This is a genomic window from Paenibacillus sp. GQ49, from assembly GCF_059759055.1.
Genome location: NZ_JCAXEL010000001.1, coordinates 166,845 through 187,401 on the forward strand (window position 1 = coordinate 166,845; position 20,557 = coordinate 187,401).

Annotated in this window: 17 protein-coding genes; 2 read left to right on the plus strand and 15 right to left on the minus strand. The window is 48.2% G+C overall.

Going from position 1 to position 20,557, the window contains the following annotated elements; all coding sequences use genetic code 11:
- Positions 1-420 precede the first annotated feature (420 nt).
- Positions 421-1,569 (minus strand): acyltransferase, encoded by a 1,149-nt coding sequence (locus AC6CIF_RS00845; protein WP_498197392.1) that lies wholly within the window; start codon positions 1,567-1,569, stop codon positions 421-423.
- A 74-nt stretch (positions 1,570-1,643) separates the two neighbouring features.
- On the opposite strand from AC6CIF_RS00845, the gene AC6CIF_RS00850 reads away from it, so the two are divergent.
- Positions 1,644-2,036, plus strand: a complete 393-nt coding sequence (locus tag AC6CIF_RS00850; RefSeq protein WP_243391412.1) for a YidH family protein — start codon at positions 1,644-1,646, stop codon at positions 2,034-2,036.
- A gap of 177 nt (positions 2,037-2,213) precedes the next feature.
- On the opposite strand, the gene AC6CIF_RS00855 is transcribed toward AC6CIF_RS00850, so the two are convergent.
- The 11 genes from AC6CIF_RS00855 to AC6CIF_RS00905 form a co-directional block, all read right to left on the minus strand.
- Positions 2,214-2,819 (minus strand): general stress protein, encoded by a 606-nt coding sequence (locus AC6CIF_RS00855; RefSeq protein WP_498197393.1) that lies wholly within the window; start codon positions 2,817-2,819, stop codon positions 2,214-2,216.
- Positions 2,820-3,341: 522 nt separating this feature from the next.
- Positions 3,342-5,861 (minus strand): ATP-dependent helicase HrpB, encoded by a 2,520-nt coding sequence (gene hrpB, locus AC6CIF_RS00860; protein WP_498197394.1) that lies wholly within the window; start codon positions 5,859-5,861, stop codon positions 3,342-3,344.
- A 153-nt stretch (positions 5,862-6,014) separates the two neighbouring features.
- A complete protein-coding gene (locus AC6CIF_RS00865; protein WP_017689067.1) occupies positions 6,015-6,821 on the minus strand; it encodes an SDR family oxidoreductase in 807 nt (268 codons plus the stop codon).
- Positions 6,822-7,004: 183 nt separating this feature from the next.
- Positions 7,005-7,847 carry a hypothetical protein gene (locus tag AC6CIF_RS00870; protein WP_076208839.1) on the minus strand — a complete coding sequence of 281 codons (843 nt, stop codon included), beginning with the start codon at positions 7,845-7,847 and terminating at the stop codon, positions 7,005-7,007.
- Positions 7,848-7,857: 10 nt separating this feature from the next.
- Positions 7,858-8,610: a vWA domain-containing protein gene (locus tag AC6CIF_RS00875; protein ID WP_017689069.1), complete on the minus strand. Its 753-nt coding sequence runs from the start codon at positions 8,608-8,610 to the stop codon at positions 7,858-7,860.
- A gap of 31 nt (positions 8,611-8,641) precedes the next feature.
- Positions 8,642-10,717 carry a hypothetical protein gene (locus AC6CIF_RS00880; protein WP_498197397.1) on the minus strand — a complete coding sequence of 692 codons (2,076 nt, stop codon included), beginning with the start codon at positions 10,715-10,717 and terminating at the stop codon, positions 8,642-8,644.
- 158 nt (positions 10,718-10,875) lie between these two features.
- Positions 10,876-11,151, minus strand: coding sequence for a WXG100 family type VII secretion target (locus tag AC6CIF_RS00885; protein WP_017689071.1), 276 nt, complete (start codon positions 11,149-11,151; stop codon positions 10,876-10,878).
- Positions 11,152-11,336: 185 nt separating this feature from the next.
- The gene (locus AC6CIF_RS00890; RefSeq protein WP_017689072.1) at positions 11,337-11,885 is read right to left on the minus strand and encodes a WXG100 family type VII secretion target; all 549 of its coding nucleotides are present in this window, start codon (positions 11,883-11,885) and stop codon (positions 11,337-11,339) included.
- 6 nt (positions 11,886-11,891) lie between these two features.
- Positions 11,892-12,722, minus strand: coding sequence for a hypothetical protein (locus tag AC6CIF_RS00895; protein ID WP_498197400.1), 831 nt, complete (start codon positions 12,720-12,722; stop codon positions 11,892-11,894).
- Positions 12,723-12,738: 16 nt separating this feature from the next.
- Complete coding sequence (essC, locus tag AC6CIF_RS00900; protein ID WP_498197402.1) at positions 12,739-16,743, minus strand: type VII secretion protein EssC; 4,005 nt, start codon at positions 16,741-16,743, stop codon at positions 12,739-12,741.
- Positions 16,744-16,797: 54 nt separating this feature from the next.
- Positions 16,798-17,118, minus strand: a complete 321-nt coding sequence (locus AC6CIF_RS00905; RefSeq protein WP_074094613.1) for a hypothetical protein — start codon at positions 17,116-17,118, stop codon at positions 16,798-16,800.
- Positions 17,119-17,540: 422 nt separating this feature from the next.
- On the opposite strand from AC6CIF_RS00905, the gene AC6CIF_RS00910 reads away from it, so the two are divergent.
- Complete coding sequence (locus AC6CIF_RS00910; RefSeq protein ID WP_074094612.1) at positions 17,541-17,780, plus strand: hypothetical protein; 240 nt, start codon at positions 17,541-17,543, stop codon at positions 17,778-17,780.
- A gap of 123 nt (positions 17,781-17,903) precedes the next feature.
- On the opposite strand, the gene AC6CIF_RS00915 is transcribed toward AC6CIF_RS00910, so the two are convergent.
- From AC6CIF_RS00915 to AC6CIF_RS00925, 3 genes are all read right to left on the minus strand, one after another.
- Positions 17,904-18,056, minus strand: coding sequence for a hypothetical protein (locus AC6CIF_RS00915; protein WP_282321824.1), 153 nt, complete (start codon positions 18,054-18,056; stop codon positions 17,904-17,906).
- A gap of 244 nt (positions 18,057-18,300) precedes the next feature.
- Positions 18,301-19,776: an aldehyde dehydrogenase family protein gene (locus AC6CIF_RS00920; RefSeq protein WP_498197405.1), complete on the minus strand. Its 1,476-nt coding sequence runs from the start codon at positions 19,774-19,776 to the stop codon at positions 18,301-18,303.
- 167 nt (positions 19,777-19,943) lie between these two features.
- Positions 19,944-20,483, minus strand: coding sequence for a GNAT family N-acetyltransferase (locus AC6CIF_RS00925; protein ID WP_498198172.1), 540 nt, complete (start codon positions 20,481-20,483; stop codon positions 19,944-19,946).
- Between the last annotated feature and the right edge of the window lie 74 nt (positions 20,484-20,557).

Consider the following 20,557-nt stretch of genomic DNA (forward strand, 5'->3'; position numbering starts at 1 on the left):
AAATCGGGTGAATACGCGTTAATCTGAGGGAAGCACGGAAAAAGGTTTACTTTTGTGAATTTTTCATGTAATGAAATTTTAATTTTATTCAAAAGAATTAATTTCATAATACCTTTAGCTGCTTCAATCAAGGCTGGATATAGATCGAAACGGTTCAATTTGTCTATAACCAGTTACAGAAATTCATTTTTAGTGAGTTATGAAATTGATTCAAAAGTTTGTTTATTTCAGGGCTCAGGGAGTCGTGAGATCGAATTTTAATAATAAGAAAGACTGTGCACAAGCTGTAAAAGCTGTAAAAGCTGTAAAAGCTGTAATACCTGTGCTCCTGTATCTGTATCTTGTGTCCGTATACTCTACTCCCTTATACTCCTGTACAGCTGTGATTATCTATTACGAATTTTTCATATGTTGATGTTTTCATTTATTGCGGACAGATTTCGGTACGGCTCCCACAATCCATTTGCCCCAGCTTACACGCGAGATAAGCCATGTCACTACACAGGATAATGTAAGAGCCAACAACCAGGTGATGATCATTCGGACGACAGGGTTCCAACCCATAGCAACGTAAAACAACTCATCCGGAATGTAGCTATACCGCAGCATCAACATATGCATCAGATAACCGCCATACGATACACCACCAATCCATCCCAGCAATCGTGTAGCCCTGAGGTTGTGAAGTTTTCCGGCCAGCTGGTACATGACCATAATGGAAGCGATCAGAAAGAGTGCCATATCAGGGCGGATCAAGCTGACCGTGTAGAACGTAATTTTGATTCCCTCCGGCTTTTGAAACTCCAGCATTAATAAATAAGTAAACCGCAGACCCAGAACAATAAACACTGTCCAGTATATCCAGCGCAATCGATGAATCCATTCATTCCAGTGCTGGACGGATAACCCCGCTGCTGCACCAAGTACAAAATAAATAAAGAAATAAAGGAAATTACGGTCTGCATACGTTGTAAAAGCATCTGTCAGCACCGGGATATTCACCCGTTCCATGAACTTGGCGATGTTTCTTAATTGATCCGCAAGTACAAGATACACCACACCAGAAATCAATAATGCGATCAAGCGCCCCTTGGCCACATATCGGTTATATACATAACGAATGGCTCGCAAAAAGAGCGGAAATAACAGATAAAACTGAATCAACATAATGATGTACCAAAAGTGTGAAGTCGTTTTGCCCGTAAGCAACTTCAGGCCTAGGTCTGGGATGTCATTCCATCCAAATCCGGTCCAGCCCCGCGGTGCAAGTGTAAAATAAATGAGTGACCAGATCAGATAAGGCACAATGACGTCGGTTACTCTTTTTCTCATAAACTTGCCGTAATGCAGCTTGTCTCCCGTGTTATAAAACAGCACCATACCTGTTATGAATATGAATAAAGGAACTGCAAATTTGGAGAGCATCAGCAGTATGGCCAGTAACACGCCATCCTCCAGTCTCGTTTCCGGAACCAATGAGTAATGTGCGATGGAATGCTGGAGAACCACCGCTCCAAAGGCAATTCCCCTTAAGCTCTCTATTTCTGTAATTCGTTCTTTGCGAGGCATACATTCAGCCATCCTTTCTTGGTTTTACGATAAGAGATATAATGAAAATGAAGCCGTATATTTATTGAACGGAGTTGATTCACATTTCTTTAACAGACAAAGACGTAACCACTACCGATTCCAAATATGTCCAACAACATCTGGCTAACGAGCGAACTTTTCTGGCCTGGGTACGCACCGGTATTGCCATGGCGGGCATCGGCTTTCTTGCTGCCGGATTTGGTTTCAATTCGTCGGCGTATGATCAACTTGCACATATTGCGGCGATTATTACCGGTATCACTTCTCTGATTGGCGGTATATCCATCATTGTGTATTCTGCAGCAGCGTATCATCGGAAGCGTACACAAATCAATGAACAGACGTTTCAGGCATCAACCGGATTAATCCGGTTTCTTACCATGATGCTACTGGTGATTGGACTCGCTTTGGCTGTACTGTTATATGTATTGTTATTCCCTGCTTGACTGGGTAAAAACACCATCCGACATTATTGACACCGACCCATATGCAACACAGGGACAAAAGCCGGCTTCCCTTAAGGAAACCGGCTAATGACCATCTGGTGGATCATATATGTCATTCCATTTTGCAGATATTAAGTCATTGGGTTCTATTTCATATCAATCGAATTCGCGGCAAGATTACAGGAATGTATTGTTACCCAACCGCGCTGCCTTGGTTTGGGCTTCCAATCTGCGTTCTTCCACATCCAGATCCGGACGTTCGGCTGGCACATCTCCGCGATGAGCTCCTTCGGCTCTGTCTCGGTTAAGCTGGCTATTGCCACTGAACACATCATATACCTCGGAGTCCCGATCCGTAGAATCTACGAGCAGCAGGATTTTACCATTCTGTACATACTCCTCATACTGTTTAGCGTCCTCTTCCGGAATACCAAGACCCACAAGTCCACCCACCAATCCGCCAGCTCCTGCACCCACAGCTGCACCGGTAAATGCTGCTGCGATAGGCCCTGCGGCCAGAATCGGTCCTATACCGGGTATGGCTAGTGCACCGATACCTGCGAGCAGACCGGCCACGCCACCAAGTACACCACCTGTTGCTGCACCCGCAGCCACACCCTCAGGGGCTTTTGTACCTGTCTCTTCCCGAATTGCCTTCAGTTCATCCCGATCCTGTGTAACAACGGAGATTTCGTCTGAAGTAAATCCTTGTGCTTTCAGACCCTCGATAGCCTGTGATGCTTCACGTTCTGTATTAAACACACCTACGATTTTCTTCTGCATAGTGAATCCCTCCTCATATTATTGAGTGGTTCGCTATGTTATTACCCGCCTAAGTTTCTTTTAAACGTTTGCAAGTCAATATACTATGTGTTGATAGTAAAAAATTGCTGAAGTTCATTCCTTTTTATTCCTCGTCAAGGTGTGCCTTCAAACTCAGGTATGTGATACGTTGTCAGGCATGCTCTACGTTGAAGGACGTCGGCGTCCAAAACATCTTGAATTCTAGGCTGGCTGATCCTGGCGGATTGTCCCAGGCAATTTTCTAAGGAACCGAGGACGTCTTATTTAGCCTTCGGGTCTTCAGTTTATTGTGTAAGGAACATGAGACACGTTATTTACCAAAATCATCTGACAAACCCGCTGTAAACAGCTGGTTATTCAGATATAGCGTGTTTCAGATTCCTTAGATTACTGTGGGCGCTTCAAATCGCTGAATAAGACGTCACAAGTTCGTTAGCGCTCCGCTCCATGGTTCTGCTCCAGACACGTGTCGTTGATATCTGCCAAAACGAAATAATTCATCTATTTCCCCCGTGGTTTAGCCCGATTTGTGGCGTCCGCTTCAAGTGGATTTTCCGGCCAGTAATGCTTCGGATAACGACCTTTCAGATCTTTTTTGACGTCAAAGTACGTCTCTCGCCAGAAATTTGCCAAGTCTCGTGTAACCTGTACAGGTCGCTGAGCTGGCGATAACAAGTGGATGGTCAACGGGACTCGCCCACCCGCTATACGCGGTGTCTCCTGTTGTCCAAACATCTCCTGTAATCTTACCGCCAGAGCAGGGGCCTCTGGACGACTGTAGTCCACAGGAATACGTGAACCACTAGGCACCTGTATATGCGTCGGCGCTTCATCGTCCAGTTGTTGTCGTTGCGTCCAGCTCAGGCCACCAAGTAACACATCTTGCATCGACAATCTCTTGAGGTCTGCTGCCGAACGCATGCCTGTCAGATAAGGTGTCAGATGTTCTGCCAACTCTTCGGTCAGATCATCTTCGATCAGGTCAGGCCACTCAGGTAGATGGAGATGCAGGAACCGCAGCCTGTCCGCAAGTTGTCTGGATGTTTTGGTCCAGGGCAGACAATCCAGCCCTTCCATCCGTATCCCGTTTAACAGTGCTTCCAGCACCTGATCTTCAGGCGGCTGTGCAATACTGCTTTCTTTAATCACAAGGGCTCCAATCCGAAGTCTCTTATGTGCGCGCACGCTGCGGGTATTGGAATCCCAGGCCACTTGCACTTCATTGCGCAGCAAGTGCTGACCTGCCTGCAACAATGTCTGCTCCTGCAACGGCGCAGCCAGCAGGATGCGCGCATCTGCGCCCTGGTCGTCTGCCTCAGCTGCGACCAGATACGCTGAACGGCTCAGCGATTCTGTCGCTGCGAGCCGTACGCCGCGGCCGCTGCTCAGCAGATAGCGGCCGTCCTCCCGGCGTTGCCCGATCCGGTCCGGATAGGCGAAGGACAGCAGCAATCCGCAGCTGTCCTCATCCGGCCGCACCGGATCGGCCGCCGGGCCGAGCGCCGAGCGCAGCTGGCGGCTCTCCTGGAGCATGCGCCGCACGGCCGCGCCGTCTGCGACAGCCGCTGCCGCTTGCGGCATGCCGCTGCTGTCCGCGGTCAGCAGCGCCTCTACGCGCGGGCGGAGGTCCGTGCCCGCGCCTGCACTGCCACTGCTGCGAAGGCCGGCAGGCTCCTGCAGCAGTGCCGCCAGCATGCTGGCGTAGCTGGCCAGCCCAAGCTCCGCTGCGCGGAGCAACATGCTGGCCAGTCGCGGATGCACGCCAAGCGTGTTCATCCGCCGCCCGAAGGGCGTGATGCGGCCTGCGTCGTCCAGGCCGCCCAGCTGGCGCAGCAGCGCCTGTGCCTGGCCGTAGGCGGCGTCAGGCGGGGTGTCCAGCCATTGCAGCTCTGCTGGGGACTGGACACCCCAGACGGCAAGCTCCAGCGCCAGCGGCGCAAGATCCGCGGAGGTGATCTCCGGGCGTGCTGCCTCAGGCAGTCCCCCGTGAACCTCTTCGCTCCATAGCCGGTAACATACCCCCGGGGCAATTCGCCCTGCACGACCCCGCCGTTGATCGGCTGACGCCTTGGACACCGGCAGGGTGACAAGTCGGCTCATGCCCGTGCGCGGCGAAAATGCCGATGCTCGGCTCAGCCCCGCATCCACCACAATCTTGACTCCAGTTAGTGTAAGGCTGGATTCCGCAATCGAGGTGGACAACACAACTTTGCGCGAGCCCTCAGCCGCCGGGCGTATGGCCTCATCCTGTTGTTCCACCGGCATACTGCCATACAGGGAATGAACTTTCACATGTCCAGGAAGAGATCCACTTGATAACTCCCGCTCTGTACGGTGTATCTCTCTTGCCCCTGGAAGGAAAACAAGCACGTCCCCCTCCTGTTCGGCTAATGCCTTGGTCACCGTCTGAGCCGTAAATTGTTCCAGTGGCATAGCTGCCGGTCTTGGCACATATCGTGTTTCCACCGGAAACGTACGTCCCGGACAGTGAATTGATTTTGTACCTTCACCAAGCAACCCACAGACGGGAACAGGATCTAGGGTAGCCGACATGACCAGCAATTTCAGATCTGGACGTAACATCGCTCGGGATTCCAAGGCCAGAGCCAGACCTAAATCCCCATGTAGATGCCGCTCATGGAATTCATCAAATATAATCATTGCCGTGTCCTCAAGACCCTGATCCTGCTGCAACATCCGGGTCAATACCCCTTCCGTCACAACTTCAATGCGTGTCGCCTGACTCACCCGGGTATCCATGCGTACACGATATCCTACAGTCTGCCCCGCTTTTTCTCCAAGCGTAGCCGCCAGTCTCGATGCAGCTGAACGCGCGGCCAGCCTTCGGGGTTCCAGCATAATGATTTTCCGTCCCGCAACCCACGGCTCCTCCAGCAAAGCCAGCGGTACAACCGTCGTTTTTCCCGCTCCTGGCTCTGCAATTAACACACCTGTATCTTGATCCCGAAATAACTGTCTTAACTCAGGAATAACCTCTTGTATCGGTAACTCTATATGCATATAATCGCTCCTAATGAATGTACCCTACTGCTCTTCAGTATCTCTATTCGAATGTTAGCATTATAACAAAAAAAGCCGTTCCAGAGGAACGACTATCGCAGACACACCCTAAGACACGCCTTAGCAAAAATGAAATTTATCCAGAATACTCACTTAGCTGAGCAATGATTCGGCACCATCAATGACGATCTCTGCTCCAGTAATATGTCTGGATTCGGACGATGCGAGGAAGCTCACCAGATCGGCAACATGTTCCGGCTGACCCGGCCCATCCGCAAGCGGCTGTTGTCCTTCCGGGAACTCCATCGGAATGATGATCTGCTGTAGATCATCCGTTTTGACCGTACTTTGATCGATATTTGTCGCAATCGCTCCTGGGCAGATCACGTTCACACGTATCTTGAACTTCGCCAGCTCAAGCGCAGCCATCTTGGCAAAAGCAACCTGTCCTGCCTTGGACGTGCTGTATGCCGACATGCCAAAGCTTGAGAAGCGTTGATTGCCATTAATCGAACTCGTGATGATAATACTGCCGCCACCCCGTTTTTTCACGTGAGGCAATGCATATTTAATCGTGAAAAACGTACCATTCAGGTTGGTTGTAATAATCTGTTGCCAATCTTCAACCTGAATTTCCTCAATCGGTGCCGATACACCGTTAATGCCCGCATTGGCAAAAACAATATCCAAACCGCCGAATAACTCAACAGTTTCCAGTACCGCCTTTTCCACACGTGCCGGATCGGAAATGTCTACATCAAATGCTCTTGCCGCACCGGGGTGCAGCGCATTAATCTCTGCTTCCGTTTCCGAGATCCGATCATTCACCAGATCAAACAATGCAACATGTGCACCCTCTTTAGCCAGCTTGACCGCAGTGGCCTTCCCAATTCCGGAGCCTGCTCCGGTAATAATCGCAACCTTACCTTGGAACCGTGACTTGCCGTTATGTTGTGTCATTATCCATCCCACTCCTTCATTTTAGCAATTATGTAAGAATGTACGTTCAAGCTCAAAATCAATTCTTCACAAGATTACCCAAAAAGAGTGTCTTTTAAATCAACACCAACAAGTTTTTTCACCGTTGATCTACACCAACGTCACAGCAACTTCAGGATCGGTCCACAACTTTATAACTGGCACTCACCATTCCAGCTCAATGAAAGCGGCATCATCTTCAAGTCCACCCGTATGTGTAGCATCCAGCAGTACCTGAATGTGTTCATCCGGGACATAGGCTTGAATGGCATCCAGGTCGTTCAGTCCATCCGTATATAACTGGAGCCGCAGCGAATCACCTGCTGAACCTTTTGTCTCATAGATGTGCGGTTTACCTCCAACGGGGCCTTCGAGTGTAGACCAACGCTCATTTGTCTTGCAGTGAGTCTGAAATAATTCAGACTGTTCCTGGCCATTACGCCACAGACGAATGCGGGAATCTCCTTGCCACGCAAGCCACACCCGACTTTTGCGTCCGCCTCCGGTGAGCTCGATCCGCCCACACACATACATGGCCTGACTGCCCCGACTTCGCTTTTCCATCAACACTTCACGCAGCAACAAAGGGGAACTTTCCAGTGGCTGTAATTTCTCCAATTGCTCCGATGCGGGAAGGGTAAGATCATGGAGAAGACGCTCAACACCTTCTACCGTTGTGTGTTGCGTTGTTTCCAACCAATCCAGCAAAGCATTCCCTAGAAAACGCGCTGCAAAATCGCCCAGGTAACTCATACCTACGCCATCACACAAAACAAAATTGCAGATATTCCCTTTCATACGTACCGCAGCAAAGTCCTGTCCGGTATCTCCCTGATGTACGGTCTCGGCAGCTCTGCCATAACCATATCTGCACTTAAATGTGCCCTGATAGCGAGTTAGCGGCTGTTCCCCGGTCTGTACACTCACATAGCGAAAGTTGCCATGCCGTTGCTCGGCATGGCCCCCCTTATCTCCAGCAGACAATGTTGCCAAACGCATCGCTCTCATGATTCCCCTCCTATCTCACAGGCGTAGCAGCGGACATCTGGAACCCGATTGATACCAATTCTGCACATGTACCTGGCAGCATCATGAGTGCACCGGGTGCAAGCAAATAATCAGCTTCAACAAGCATTTCCCGATAACTTTCGGGCAGAACGGATGACATATTCCGCAGCTTCTCTCCATGCTCATCCTGTAGATTCGTTTCCGAAGAGATTCCCTTCCATCTTCTAGGCTCAGCAATTGGCCCTTCCAGCAGATGATCCGATATAAAAATGTTCTCCACCAGTACATTGCCGTCAGGTACACTCATACCCATAATTCTTTTTGCAATAGGCTCGGGATCTTCACCTGTGGCTACCCCATCCGTCATGTGGCATACAAGTGGCGCAGGACAATCCTGCATGTTTGGAATTTCTGCCTGTAGAATCTTTTCCGCCTGCAGGAAAGCCTTCGCAGAATCTGAAAACCGTCTCGGAGTCAGGTCAGGCAAAGAACCAACTGCAGCAATTTCGTCAATCCCTTTGATACCGTTCAACAAGTCATATACATCATCGCTGTAAGCCAATATCGCTATACGATAGCGAGGCGTCAGACGATTTCCCTTGGTAGACCGAAATACCATTTGGCGGATCGCGAGAGATAAGGCATCATAGACGACATCAATCCGTCGACGATTTTCCAGAACCATGTTCATGGAGGCGCTAATATCAATTAAATATATAATAAGTGCAGGTGTACGCTGTGATGCTTGAATCGTGTAGTTCATCTAGGGTGAGTCACCTCCATCGTTACGTTATTTATAAGTTGGGCAACGTGTAGCTATTATTGCTCAGGAATTTGTTAATGGCACTCATTCGAGCAGCCACTTTGCCGACACCTTTGAAATAGGAAGCATCGGTATTGTAGAGATTTTTGAAATCACGGGCATACGCTTCCGCATTTTCAATTTTTCTGCCTTTTTGCGCGTTATACGTCTTATTGTAATGAGCAATCAGCGTGACCACATTCTGGGCACGTTTTTTCTTCAGAGCTGCTTTCTGAGCAATCTCCTGTTGACGTTTAACTTCAGCTGCCGCTTTACGCTCCGCTTCCTGTTTTGCAAGCTTGGCATCATTCTCTTTTTTCCAGACCAGATAAGCTTCATATTTTGCCTGTTTATCGTACTTCTCCTGCTGCGCTCTCTTAGCGGCTTCTTTCTTCTGCTGCTCCTGCTTCACCAGATAGGCCTCATATTTCGCCTGTTTGTCGTACTTGGCCTGTAACGCCTTACGTTCTTCTTCTTTTTTCTTTGCTTCAGCTTCCTTCTGCTTGGCTTCAGCGAGCTTTTTCTTTTCCTCTGCGTCCAGTTTTGCAGCATCTGCGGCCTTTTGCTTCTCTTGTTCTTCCTGCTGTTTGAGCGCAGCTGCCTTTGCTGCTTCAGCCTCTTCTGCAGCTTTGATATCTGCCAGTCGTGTGGCTTCCTGCTGTTCTTTCTGTTTCACCTCTGCCTGATCGGCGAGTATTTTGACCGTTGGCACGCCACCTGCCAGCAATACAATAAGCACAGCGGAGGAAATCATGAACTTTTTGGATCTGTAGAATGGCACAGGTACAGGCTTGTCTGTGTCTTCTTTTGGATTAAGCTTTGCATCCAGTTCCTTGATTGCAGCCTCCACTTCCATCTGCATCGCGCTGTTATGAGGAATAAAATGATAAAGCGAGCGGTACACTTCCAGTGCTGCAGCCGGTTTATCTTCATCCTCCAGGGATCTTGCTTGCAGGAACAGACGGTTCACAACCGCTTCCTGATCTGGAGAGTGCGACGTTTGAGGACGATTACCGTCTTGCGTATTCACCGGTTCACTTAATGGTTCTGAGCTCTTTTTCAGATTCACATCAGCTTCGGACGGATTGGCAGCTTCTTCTTCCGAAGTCGCAGCAGCCGCCGCATTGGCCTGATCCACGTCTACCGCAGCCAATGCAACATACCACTCACCAAACGTCGGACAGCTGCTCAGATCGTGACTTTCCCAAGCTCGAATGAACAGATCTGACAGTTTGGAACCCCAACGCTTCTCAAGGGACTCCCGCATCGCATAATACCGTTCACTCACCGTTTGCATTTCATGCTGGTCAAAATAACTTTCGCCCCACGCCTTCTCTACAATCAGAGGGTCCGACCAACTTAACATTTCAGCAATGATAACAGCTCCGGCAAATCGGTCAGCATATGAACTCCACAAACCGCTGTGCACTGTTCGATGGGCTGCATAACCGGGTGACCCGGCAAGCAGGGCATCCGGACGATCCATTTTGGAACCGTACATCTGCTCGACATCCACAAGTTCTACCGCAGACGTCTTCCCCAGGTTCTCCACTTCGGAAAAAAACGGAATCATTACATTGGGAGCGGACATATCGCAATGAGCCAGTCCACGTTGTTCCATAGCCGAACCTGTTCCAGCAAGCGCTCTAGCCAGCTTCAGGCTCTCCTCAGCCGTCAACTGTCTCTGATCACTGATCACATCGAACCAGGTCTGACCTTGCACCCATGGCATCAACACCGCATATAACAGATCGGGATGTTTTCCAATGAGCGCTCCGTTTCTTTCCGGAGTGAGCACATCACGCTTGCATACCTGCAAACCTGGCAGTTCACTATAAGACTCCATATGTTCAGACTGATATACCATAGCCGGAATACGGAATTTAGGAAAAAATACTTTTAGTGCTTTAGCCCCATGAATGGAACCATTACGGGGTATCAACTGATAAACAATCCCCTGCCTTCCGGCTTGGGCATAAGCCAGACCCGGCGCTGCCGGATGTTGCCCAATCGTATAGGCAATGTCGTTAATCACCACTTCATCCCCGGGATTTGGTTGAAAAGACATGCTTATCCCTCTCTCTGTCCTAGTGTCATAGTTGCAACAAAAACCGGGTGTTGTGAAAACGCCCGGTTTTTGCTGTAGTTGTACATCTTCAGCTTGCTATCCACCTATAATTCAGGACGAATTCAGACTTCACATCGGCCTGATCTATGTAAAGCAGATTAACGAGCTTGGTCAGCTGTACGGAATTTGTTAGCAATAGCTGTAAGTTCAGCGCTGATGCTGTTCAGCGTTTGAACGAATGATTGCATTTGTTTGCTAGCTTCCTGGAACTCCTGGAAGAAGCGTTGCTTTGTCATACCTTCCCATTGTCCTTCCATGCTTGTGATGGATTGAGTCAATGTAGATACGATTTGCTGACTTTGCTCACCGCTTTGTTTAAATTGGTTGGAAACCTGATCAAGCTGCTCTGGGGTAACTAAAATACGTCCTGCCATTTGTAAATTCCTCCTTGGTTTGTGCAATTAAATTTTTAGCTTGTTCAAATTGTACTATACCAGGATCGATCGGACAAAAGCCGAAGGACCTAATCCTATTTACCCCATTTTCAGCACTTGAAACTTCTCCTAACAGCCTATTTACAAAAAAATTCACTTTCTGCTGTTACTTTCATTTACCCTGTTCAGGAAACAACAGGCTCGGTCCCTCTTCTTCCCCGAAAGGAAGGATCTGTGAATCTCCATGCTACAGGCTCAGGCTGCATAGCCTGCACCAGTGTAGCCGGGGAGCCATCAGGCGGAGCGGCATCCTGTACACGATATACGGCCGCCATTGCGGAAAGGGGATCGGATACTACAGCTACAGTTGCAGAATGTGCAGGCATGATTTCTCCTGTACGATTGTTCTGAAGAACATTCAGCATATTGACCGCATTACCATAGGCTGTGTTCACATGACTCAGCACGGAACGATACTCCATGTCTGCCTGCTGGAATAACAACGCTTTGCGTCCCAGCTGTACGCTTAAGTCCATTAATCGACGCAGCGCATCCTCGCCCAGTCGTTTACTGTGATTCCATTCATTCATCACCGCTGCGCGGGATTCAACCTCCCACTCCAGCGAATGAATCGCCTGATCCAACACTGTCATCTTTTGCTGTATTTGCTCCGCTGCATACTGAATCTGCTTGCTCAGTGCCCGAAGCACATCCGGTTCCACACGAATGCGCATTTACCATCACCTTTCCTCTTCCCCTGCAGGCTGTTTAAGCCAGTCCAGCAGCATCTCGTGAAACTGTTCTCTAGTCGTCAGTGCTGCAACAAGCCAATCATCTGAAGCCGCAGTGCTCATTCGGAACAACCAGTTGGAGACCGCACTTGCAGCAAATGCTGCTGACTGCGACTTCCACCCGTCTTCATTCCATACAAGCAACCTGAGCTCCCCGTCTGACTCCTTACCCACCAGACAGCGTGCCAGTGCAAGTGAGCCCTCAGGATCACTTGTCTCCTGTTCGAGTTCCGCTGCTACGGTCTGTACTCCGCTGTTTTCGAGCTCATTCATGACATCATAAAATTTTTTCTTGGAGCACATTAGGGCCGGTTTCTCCGCAGGAGAATGGCCGCTCCATTTCATCCGCTCTATCAGAACATCAATGGCTTCACGAACACTTCCCAGATCGCCGAGCCGGAACGAGTCCGGTACGTCGTCAACACGGGAAACTTCAACGACCCGCTCATCCGTGCAATGGATATAACTCTCATACGACTTTCCGTTGATCGTGTAGCGAATCCAACAAGCTCTATCGGACAATCCGGCAATGGCTACCCTGGAGAAAACGGTCGGTGTCATGATCAGCTCATCGGTATCCTGATCCCGAATCAGATATCCTTTGTCCAGCAGGGAGGTTTTGACACGCTCCCACTCCATCGCGATATCCTCCGCCATATAGCCGCGAAACGGATCTTCCACACCAAGCAGTCGGTCTGAACCGAGAATACCAGCCAGGAAAAAAAGTTCCTTTGTTTGCAACGTGACTACCTTTTGCTTAGAATCATGAACCGTCAACATTATGAGCCACCTCCCCTCAAACTACAACATGCCATCGGTCACGAATTTCAGAAATCCAATCAGTCATTTTCCAGCTGTCATCACATGGAACTGCACCTTTAACCCTGGAATATTTACGTTTTACATAATAACCTTGACCCGGAGGCAGTACCTTCAGCCCACCTGTACTACCTCCAGATTCGGAATAAGGTATACGGAAGAACGAGAGATCATTAGGGTCTAAAGTCCCGAACAGCATTCCGCTCTGGGAAGCCTTCACATCCGTTACCCAGTCAGAACCAAAGGTTGGGAAGTCTGCCGGAACCCCGGACAGAATCACGTGTACACCGCGATCCCTTCCTTGACGAACAATCGCTCCCAATTGATCTTTTACATTAAAATCGTTTAACTGCTTGGACAAGGTGTCCGCATCGTCGATGACAAGCACAAGTTCCGGTCCACCGGAAATCTCGCCTCTTTTCAGAACTTCATCGTACAACTGTTGAATCACAGGTGCAAGCTGTTCTTCTCGCGACACATGTCCACGGACATGGGGCAAACTGCTGATTTCCCCCAACCCACCTGAGCCATAACGCATATCTACTGTGTATATTTGCACATCTTCCGGAGAAGCATGATAAGCCAGTGATAACATCCATGTCAATAAAAAAGTCGTTTTGCCGCCTTCCATCGGACTCGTTACCATGAAATGCGGACCTTCACGCAGATTAAGCTCGAATGGTTCCAGATCATCCGTAAGCAGTCCCACAGGGACAGTTACAGACGATGTATCCCAAGCCTGACCATATGATCCTGTCCGAATGAGCAGATCTTTCAGTTTGATCTCTTCCGGAAGTGGAGCAATCTGCGGCGCTTCTTCCCCTGTCCAGCCTTGGCGAATCTCAGCAATCGTACGGCGCAGTGCAGATGAACGCTTGCCCTCATCTGCCCCGGAAGAAGGTAATGCCGCCTGGAACATTAATGGAGGAACTTGCCCTTTGACCAGACCTCTTCCTGGCGGGAGTTGGCTTGGTGCCTTGGAAGGTCTCCCCACGGCATAATAATAATCGCTTGGATCGGATAACTCAAATGAAACCGCATTGGGAATATTACTTCTGAATTTTTCAAATACATCTGTTACCCGATTCGCAGTAAGCACAAAGGTGATACCCAGACTTCCGCCTTCACGCAGGATCGTTTCCAGAAGTTCATTTTCTTCCGGATAGGCATTGCGGAATGAAAGATAACCATCGATAACGACCACAACCTGCGGGACTGCCGCGTGAGCTGAACGGCGGTACGCCGAAATCGTTTTAACACCCGCCTCCGAGATGATATCTTTGCGTTGTGCTGACAGCTTAAGAATATAGCGGAATAACCGCTTGATCCGGTCTTCCTCTTCAGCCATCATCACGCCACCGATCTGAGGTAGTGCTGCAAAGTCTTTCATCATACGGCCCATATCAATAATGTAACCATGCCAAGGTTCAGTTCTATGGGAACGGGCCAGAGACATAAGCAAGGTCTGAACAAATGTTGTTTTGCCCAGTCCTGGCATGCCGTACACGACCAGATGCCCTTGATCCACAGGCAATGCGAGCGGTTGTTGGCGCTGATTCGGGAGATCATCCAGCAAACCAACCAGTGGTTTCAGACCACTCGCTCCGCCATCAAGCAGCAAATCGCGATTCTCTTCTTCCTGCCAGTCCTGAAGACCTTCCCATTCCAGTGTATCTGGTAAAGGTGGCAACCATGGACCTGGCAAACGACGGATACCCGCATCCGCTGCAGACTGCGCAACATAATCAATAAATACCTGAAGCTGTTTCGGAACATCTTCCCCTTTGAGAACGGCTCTGCGCTCACCAGTTAACAGAGGTTCCCGCTTACCGTTCAGGCGCACTTCCATAACGGGCAATACCGTCGTTGAATCCTCCTGCTGGTTATAAGGTGCACCACTCCAGGCGAATTGCATTTCTTCAAACACTTCATCACTACCAACCTGGAAATATCCACGACCAGGCTTTGTAATCCAGGCAGCATTTGGAATCTTGATCATGTCCCTGCTATCTCCCTCACTCTGTACGCGAAGGCAGATCCGGAAGCGCGAATTACTCCATATTTTATCGTCCACAACACCAGCTGGCTTTTGGGTTGCCAGAATTAGATGAACCCCTAGTGTCCGGCCAATGGCCGCGATACTGATCAATTCATCCATGAACTCCGGCTGGTCCCGTTTCAATTGAGCAAACTCGTCAATGATAATAACCAGATGTGGCAGTGGCTGTTCATGCCTGGAACGCAGAATTTTGTAATATTCATCAATATGCTGGAGATTTCCCGCATCATTTAATATCTTTTGCCTTCTGACCAGTTCGGCACGAAGTGAGATATTCGCCCGCTCGATCAGATTCCCATCCAGATTGGTGATCGTCCCTACCACATGAGGCAGATCAACAAATGTGTTGGACATCCCGCCACCTTTATAGTCAATCAACATAAACGCCAGATCATGGGGATGGAATTCAGCAGCCAGTGAAGCTACGATGGACTGGATAACTTCACTTTTACCTGAACCAGTTGTACCTGCAATCAGACCATGGGGACCATGACCCTGACGTTCAATTTTGTCATGCAGGTTTATCGCTATTTTTTTGCCGCCAGCGCGTACACCCATTGGTACAGGCAGCGTATCAGGATATCTCGTCTGTCCCCACCTGGACACCACATCCAGATCTTCCACGCGTGATGTACTCAGCATATCGAATAACGGAAGCACTTGCGGGATATCCGAAGCAGATGACCGCTTCAACCGGATCGGTGACATATAACGGGAAAGCGCCTCTGCCATCTCTTTCGAGATCACATCAGGCTTGTACGTTTGTTGAATAACATCCGCATCTTCCGTTTTTTTGATATACACCCCTTTGCCTTTGGAGGCATCCATAATCAACTGACAATGCATCGGTAGAGACTCCTTGCGATTAGCCAGTATGATGGTGCATACATCAATGTCATGAGCCGACTCCAGCAGCAGCGGAAGCAACGGTTCTTCTTCAATCAATTGCGTATCGGAGAGAATCACAACGTAACACGGCGTTTGTACGCTTTTCTTGTAGCGGTCTTCCTTATTGTTACGGCGCCGGTTCAACACGGAAAACAAGCTGTCCGCCAATTGATGCGCACCGCTGTGCCTGTCGGCCATATAGCGTTGTCCCTGGTCTTCATCCCAGATATGGGGCATCCAGCGAAGCCAGTCCCATTCCTTGCTGTCCTTTTCTTCATAGAAAGCAGCAAGCTTCAGTTCATCCGGGGAATGGCGTACCGTCAGTTGTGAGATGATGACTCGCAGGGAAGCAAGCACTTCCTCCCGATCACCGACAAGTCCCATAACCTTCGATTGGAACAAAGGCAATGTAATGGAAGCATCCGGTACCGTCTGGAATTCAGCCGCAAGTTCATGGGCCGCTTCAATCAGCTCATCCTTCTCATAACCATCAATACGCGGAACCTGAAGTTTGATGCGGAATGGAATCTCTCCCGTACCAATGCGCACCTGAAGGAAATCATCATCCTCTGGTGAACGCTCCCACAAGGAACTGTTCCGGTTCTTCACCACTTGAAGACACACACCCGGATCACCATGAATTTCGTACAGACTCTTCACTTGCTCCGCCTGAGCTTCTTTCAGTTCTTCCCGGTGTTTGTCCAGTTGGGCAAGATACATTATTTTTCGTTCTTCCAATTTTTTGCGATATGATTTCTTGTTGCTCAGATACACGAAGAATGGAATGGTGTAAGAAGTAAGCATCATCATGACCGTCATCATCTGAAACATCATATAATTGCTGTTATTCATTTTGCCGGTCATATTGATATATACGTAGAAACCAATGCTGACCATGGTCATCATGATCGGCACAATAATGGATATCATGGAAAACGTGGGTTTGCTCGGTTCTGTTGGAGGCCTGAGTATTTCGAGTCTCTCTTCCTTGAGAACCGGTGTCATTCTTGGAGAACGCTGATATAACACATTCACGAAGAGAAGACCTCCTTTAGTTCGTTCAATAATGAATGTATACGTTCAAAAGCCCTATTCGTTGCTGTCCTGCTGAAACAATGAACGTCTTCCATATACAGGCGCTTCTTCCGAAGTTGTTGAAAAAGCCCGCTGGACACGTACGCAACTGCCTTGTCGCAGCCCTGTTTCCATTAACTGCTGTGCGTTCTGCGGAGAGAACCACAGACCTTCCGGAAACTTGGCTTCTAGGATGTACTGAATGCCGTCACCCGGTGCCTGTCCAAAAATGCGAACGCCGAGTAATGTCTTCAAATGTTCAATGGTACATTCGTCCGGAACATCGATGTCGAACCATTCTCCTTCCTCGCGGCCGGAATACACGGTTAGAATCATCCGAATCCCTCCCATGGTCTCATATGTAAATTGTCCTAATGTCAGATTAAATCAAAAAAAAGAGAATGAATCGTTATATCAACCCTATTTTCTTACATAAACACCCTGTTTGCAATGTACCACCTGTAATTTTGTTACATATGACCCACGTATATATTAAAATATCGTACATTTGACTCAGAACTTTCGTGGCAGTTATGCAATTAAATATTGCGAGGATACGAAAATCATCGTTTTTCGTTCCATTTAAATGGTAATTAAGTTACGATTTTCAGGACTTTTATTCCTTCGCTCACAATTGAATTGTGAACACTTTTCAAACATTACCCACCTTTATGTTTTCATAAGCTGATTTTAAGGTAATTTTAAGCATTGGAATTTAATATTAGCTGTATGAAATAACAACCGTGAGGTGATTTCAAGTGAGAACCCTAATAACCTTTCAAAACAAATCAATCCCTGTATATTTTAATCAAGAAAACAAACAACCTATGCAGAAGACATTAAGATTGCTTAGCAGTGCTCTTGAGCATAAAATTAGCAACGGTAAACGCGCCATTCAAAAATGTCTGCATTCTTTAATTAGTATTGAGATTGTTAATGGAGAAGCCATTCTCCACAGTCGAAGTGAAAACGACTCCCTTGCTTTATCGTTATATTAAAGGGAGTCAACCAAGACACATTCATTACAAGACATGAAAAAGGAAGCTGTCGTTATAGACAAGCTTCCTTTTTTTGAGTTGTATACACGTTAACAGCGGATCGCAATTATTATCAGCCATCACTCAGTGCATTTTGCTCAGGACATAGGCGGCATCATGTTCTTCCGCAATCTCGGCTTTACGAATACGAATGACAAACAGCCGAACCAAATTGGCACGTGTATGTTCTTCCTGACAGGTATTCAGTTTCCTCAGAATAAAGCGGTCAATGGACATGAATTTAAGCCCCTTTGCCATTGGATTTACGGATCGATTCTTCCGTGTATCCATAAATAACCAGATAGCGTCAGCCCCAAACAGCTTTTCCGCTCTTATATTAAGCCGTATTTTGCTGAGGTGTAAAATTGTACAAAAAGCCCGTCCCACCAAGCTGGAGACGGACTTTCGCATGATTTGTCGATCTTTTTGTAACCCACTCTAATCATTCATAAATGCCCCTGCTAATTTACTCTTTTTCGACTTATTTCACTCCCGGATATTCCCGATATTGGTGCTGAATGCTGATCCAACGCGTACGTGTAAACTTCTCAATGGCCCAATCCCCACCGAAACGTCCAATCCCTGAAGCTTTTTCACCGCCAAACATCACATGCGCTTCATCGTTCACAGACTGATCATTTACATGCACCATACCCGATTCAATGCGCTGGGCAACCTGATATCCTCGATTCAGATCTTTGGTGAATACGGAACCACTAAGTCCATAAGGAGTATCATTCGCCAAACGTACAGCTTCCTGCTCATCTTGAGCCTTCATAATCACTGCCACTGGGCCAAATAATTCCTGCTGCACGATATCTTGTTCAGGTTTAACATCGGCAAGTACAGTAGGAGACAGCACACTGCCTTTACTGGTCCCCCCGAGCAATAACCTTGCGCCTTCGGCCTTGGCTTTGTTCACAAGCTCCAGCAATCGTGTTACCTCTTTTTCCCGAATGAGAGGACCCACGAGTGTTTTGGCATCCGCCGGATCACCTGCCTGGACATTTTTCGTTTTGGCAACAAATGATTCGACAAATTGGTCGTAAATATCGGCATGCACAATGATACGATTCAGAGCCATGCAGATTTGTCCCTGATGCAGAAACTTGCCAAAGACCGCCGCTTCGGCAGCACGTTCAATGTCCGCATCTTCCAGCACAACCATGGCGTTGTTGCCGCCAAGTTCCAATGCCGTTTCTTTTAAATGTTCACCCGCCAGTTTACCGATCCCTTGTCCAACTTCTGTGGAACCCGTAAATGAAATTACTTTGGGAACCGGATGAGCGACAAAGTAATCCCCGATCTCGCTGCCACTTCCGGCAACGACATTTAGCACGCCCTCAGGCAGACCGGCCTGTTCGAACAAATCGGCAATAAGCCAGCCTGCCGTAATCGGAGTGTCCGATGCTGGTTTAATCACCATACCATTACCAAGAGCAATCGCTGGAGCTACAGATCGAAGGCATAGATGCAAAGGGAAGTTCCATGGCCCGATAACACCAATCACTCCCTTCGGCTCACGAACCACACGATTCTCTTTGCCAGGTGTGTTGGACGGGATGATCTCACCCTTCATGCGATAAGGAAAAGATGCTGCTTCATCCACAATCCGTTTAGCCGCTGCAAACTCCGCCTCCGATTTGATTCGGGTACTCCCGGATTCCGTGATCAACAGTTGTATGATTTCCTCTTTTCGCTCTGTCATCAGGGATGAAACTTTACGCAATACCTCTTCTTTCGCAGCAGGTAATGACTTCGCCCATTCAATCGAATTTTTCTGAGCTGACTCATAAGCCTTATCTATGTCTTTCTTATTGGAAGAGCGCCATGTGGCAATAACTTCTCCCGTATAAGGATTGATATTCTCCATTGTTTTCTCGCCGGAACCATCTACCCATTGGCCATTAATATATTGTTTCGTCCATGTTGTATGTTCGGTTTCCATTAAAGTCATCTGAATACGCCTCCTGATCAAGATTAAATGTCACACCTGCAAAACAGTGTAATACATCATTAACCTTGTTCAGAATTACGCAAACGTGCAGACCTGAATTAACTTTTCCATTCAAGCTTAAGGGAAACAATACATTCCACACTATTCTCTCACCATCTGCACGTCTTTCAACAGTCAGGCAGGCTCTCCTCTCCAAAGAGGCTCAAGTCTTCCCATCCGTAGCCAACTTCGATCAGATCTTGACCACCAATGCGGAGGGACTGTGTTTGGACTGGAGTGCCTCCCATCTTTTCATAGAAGCGGCAAGCTGAATTACGCTCCAAAGCCCATATGATCAAACGTTTCATATTATGGGTCTGCAGATGATGAACGACATGTGTCACCAGTTGTTGACCTATCCCCGTTTGTTGTACTTCCTTCAGCAAATATATAGCGTACAACTCTCCATCATAAGGTAATTTGCCTTCACGCTCCTTACCCCCACAAGCAAATCCGACAATGTTCCCATGATCCTGTTCAGCTACCACCAGGATCTGATCCTTTTCGCCAGAACGAATGGTCTTCTCCCACTGAGACAATCTTGATTCTATAGTCAAATGATCCAAAAAATCGTCAGGCACAATTCCCCGATATGTTGTTTTCCAACTCTCCGTATGTACATGGGCTATCCCCTGCGCATCCCCTTCACGCGCCCGCCTGATCAGCATAGCTATCACTCGCTTTCTCTCGTAACTGCCGTAGCTTTACCATATTATACGTTCTTCTTTCTATAATTCCAAAT

Coding starts and splice junctions, on each gene's coding strand:
- AC6CIF_RS00920 (WP_498197405.1), bottom strand. CDS start 19,776: ATGACTTTAATGGAAACCGAACATACAACATGGACGAAACAATATATT.
- AC6CIF_RS00880 (WP_498197397.1), bottom strand. CDS start 10,717: ATGTCTTTTCAACCAAATCCCGGGGATGAAGTGGTGATTAACGACATT.
- AC6CIF_RS00905 (WP_074094613.1), bottom strand. CDS start 17,118: ATGATTCTAACCGTGTATTCCGGCCGCGAGGAAGGAGAATGGTTCGAC.
- AC6CIF_RS00925 (WP_498198172.1), bottom strand. CDS start 20,483: ATGCTGATCAGGCGGGCGCGTGAAGGGGATGCGCAGGGGATAGCCCAT.
- AC6CIF_RS00870 (WP_076208839.1), bottom strand. CDS start 7,847: ATGAGAGCGATGCGTTTGGCAACATTGTCTGCTGGAGATAAGGGGGGC.
- AC6CIF_RS00845 (WP_498197392.1), bottom strand. CDS start 1,569: ATGCCTCGCAAAGAACGAATTACAGAAATAGAGAGCTTAAGGGGAATT.
- AC6CIF_RS00885 (WP_017689071.1), bottom strand. CDS start 11,151: ATGGCAGGACGTATTTTAGTTACCCCAGAGCAGCTTGATCAGGTTTCC.
- AC6CIF_RS00865 (WP_017689067.1), bottom strand. CDS start 6,821: ATGACACAACATAACGGCAAGTCACGGTTCCAAGGTAAGGTTGCGATT.
- hrpB (WP_498197394.1), bottom strand. CDS start 5,861: ATGCATATAGAGTTACCGATACAAGAGGTTATTCCTGAGTTAAGACAG.
- AC6CIF_RS00855 (WP_498197393.1), bottom strand. CDS start 2,819: ATGCAGAAGAAAATCGTAGGTGTGTTTAATACAGAACGTGAAGCATCA.
- AC6CIF_RS00915 (WP_282321824.1), bottom strand. CDS start 18,056: ATGTCCATTGACCGCTTTATTCTGAGGAAACTGAATACCTGTCAGGAA.
- AC6CIF_RS00875 (WP_017689069.1), bottom strand. CDS start 8,610: ATGAACTACACGATTCAAGCATCACAGCGTACACCTGCACTTATTATA.
- AC6CIF_RS00895 (WP_498197400.1), bottom strand. CDS start 12,722: ATGTTGACGGTTCATGATTCTAAGCAAAAGGTAGTCACGTTGCAAACA.
- AC6CIF_RS00890 (WP_017689072.1), bottom strand. CDS start 11,885: ATGCGCATTCGTGTGGAACCGGATGTGCTTCGGGCACTGAGCAAGCAG.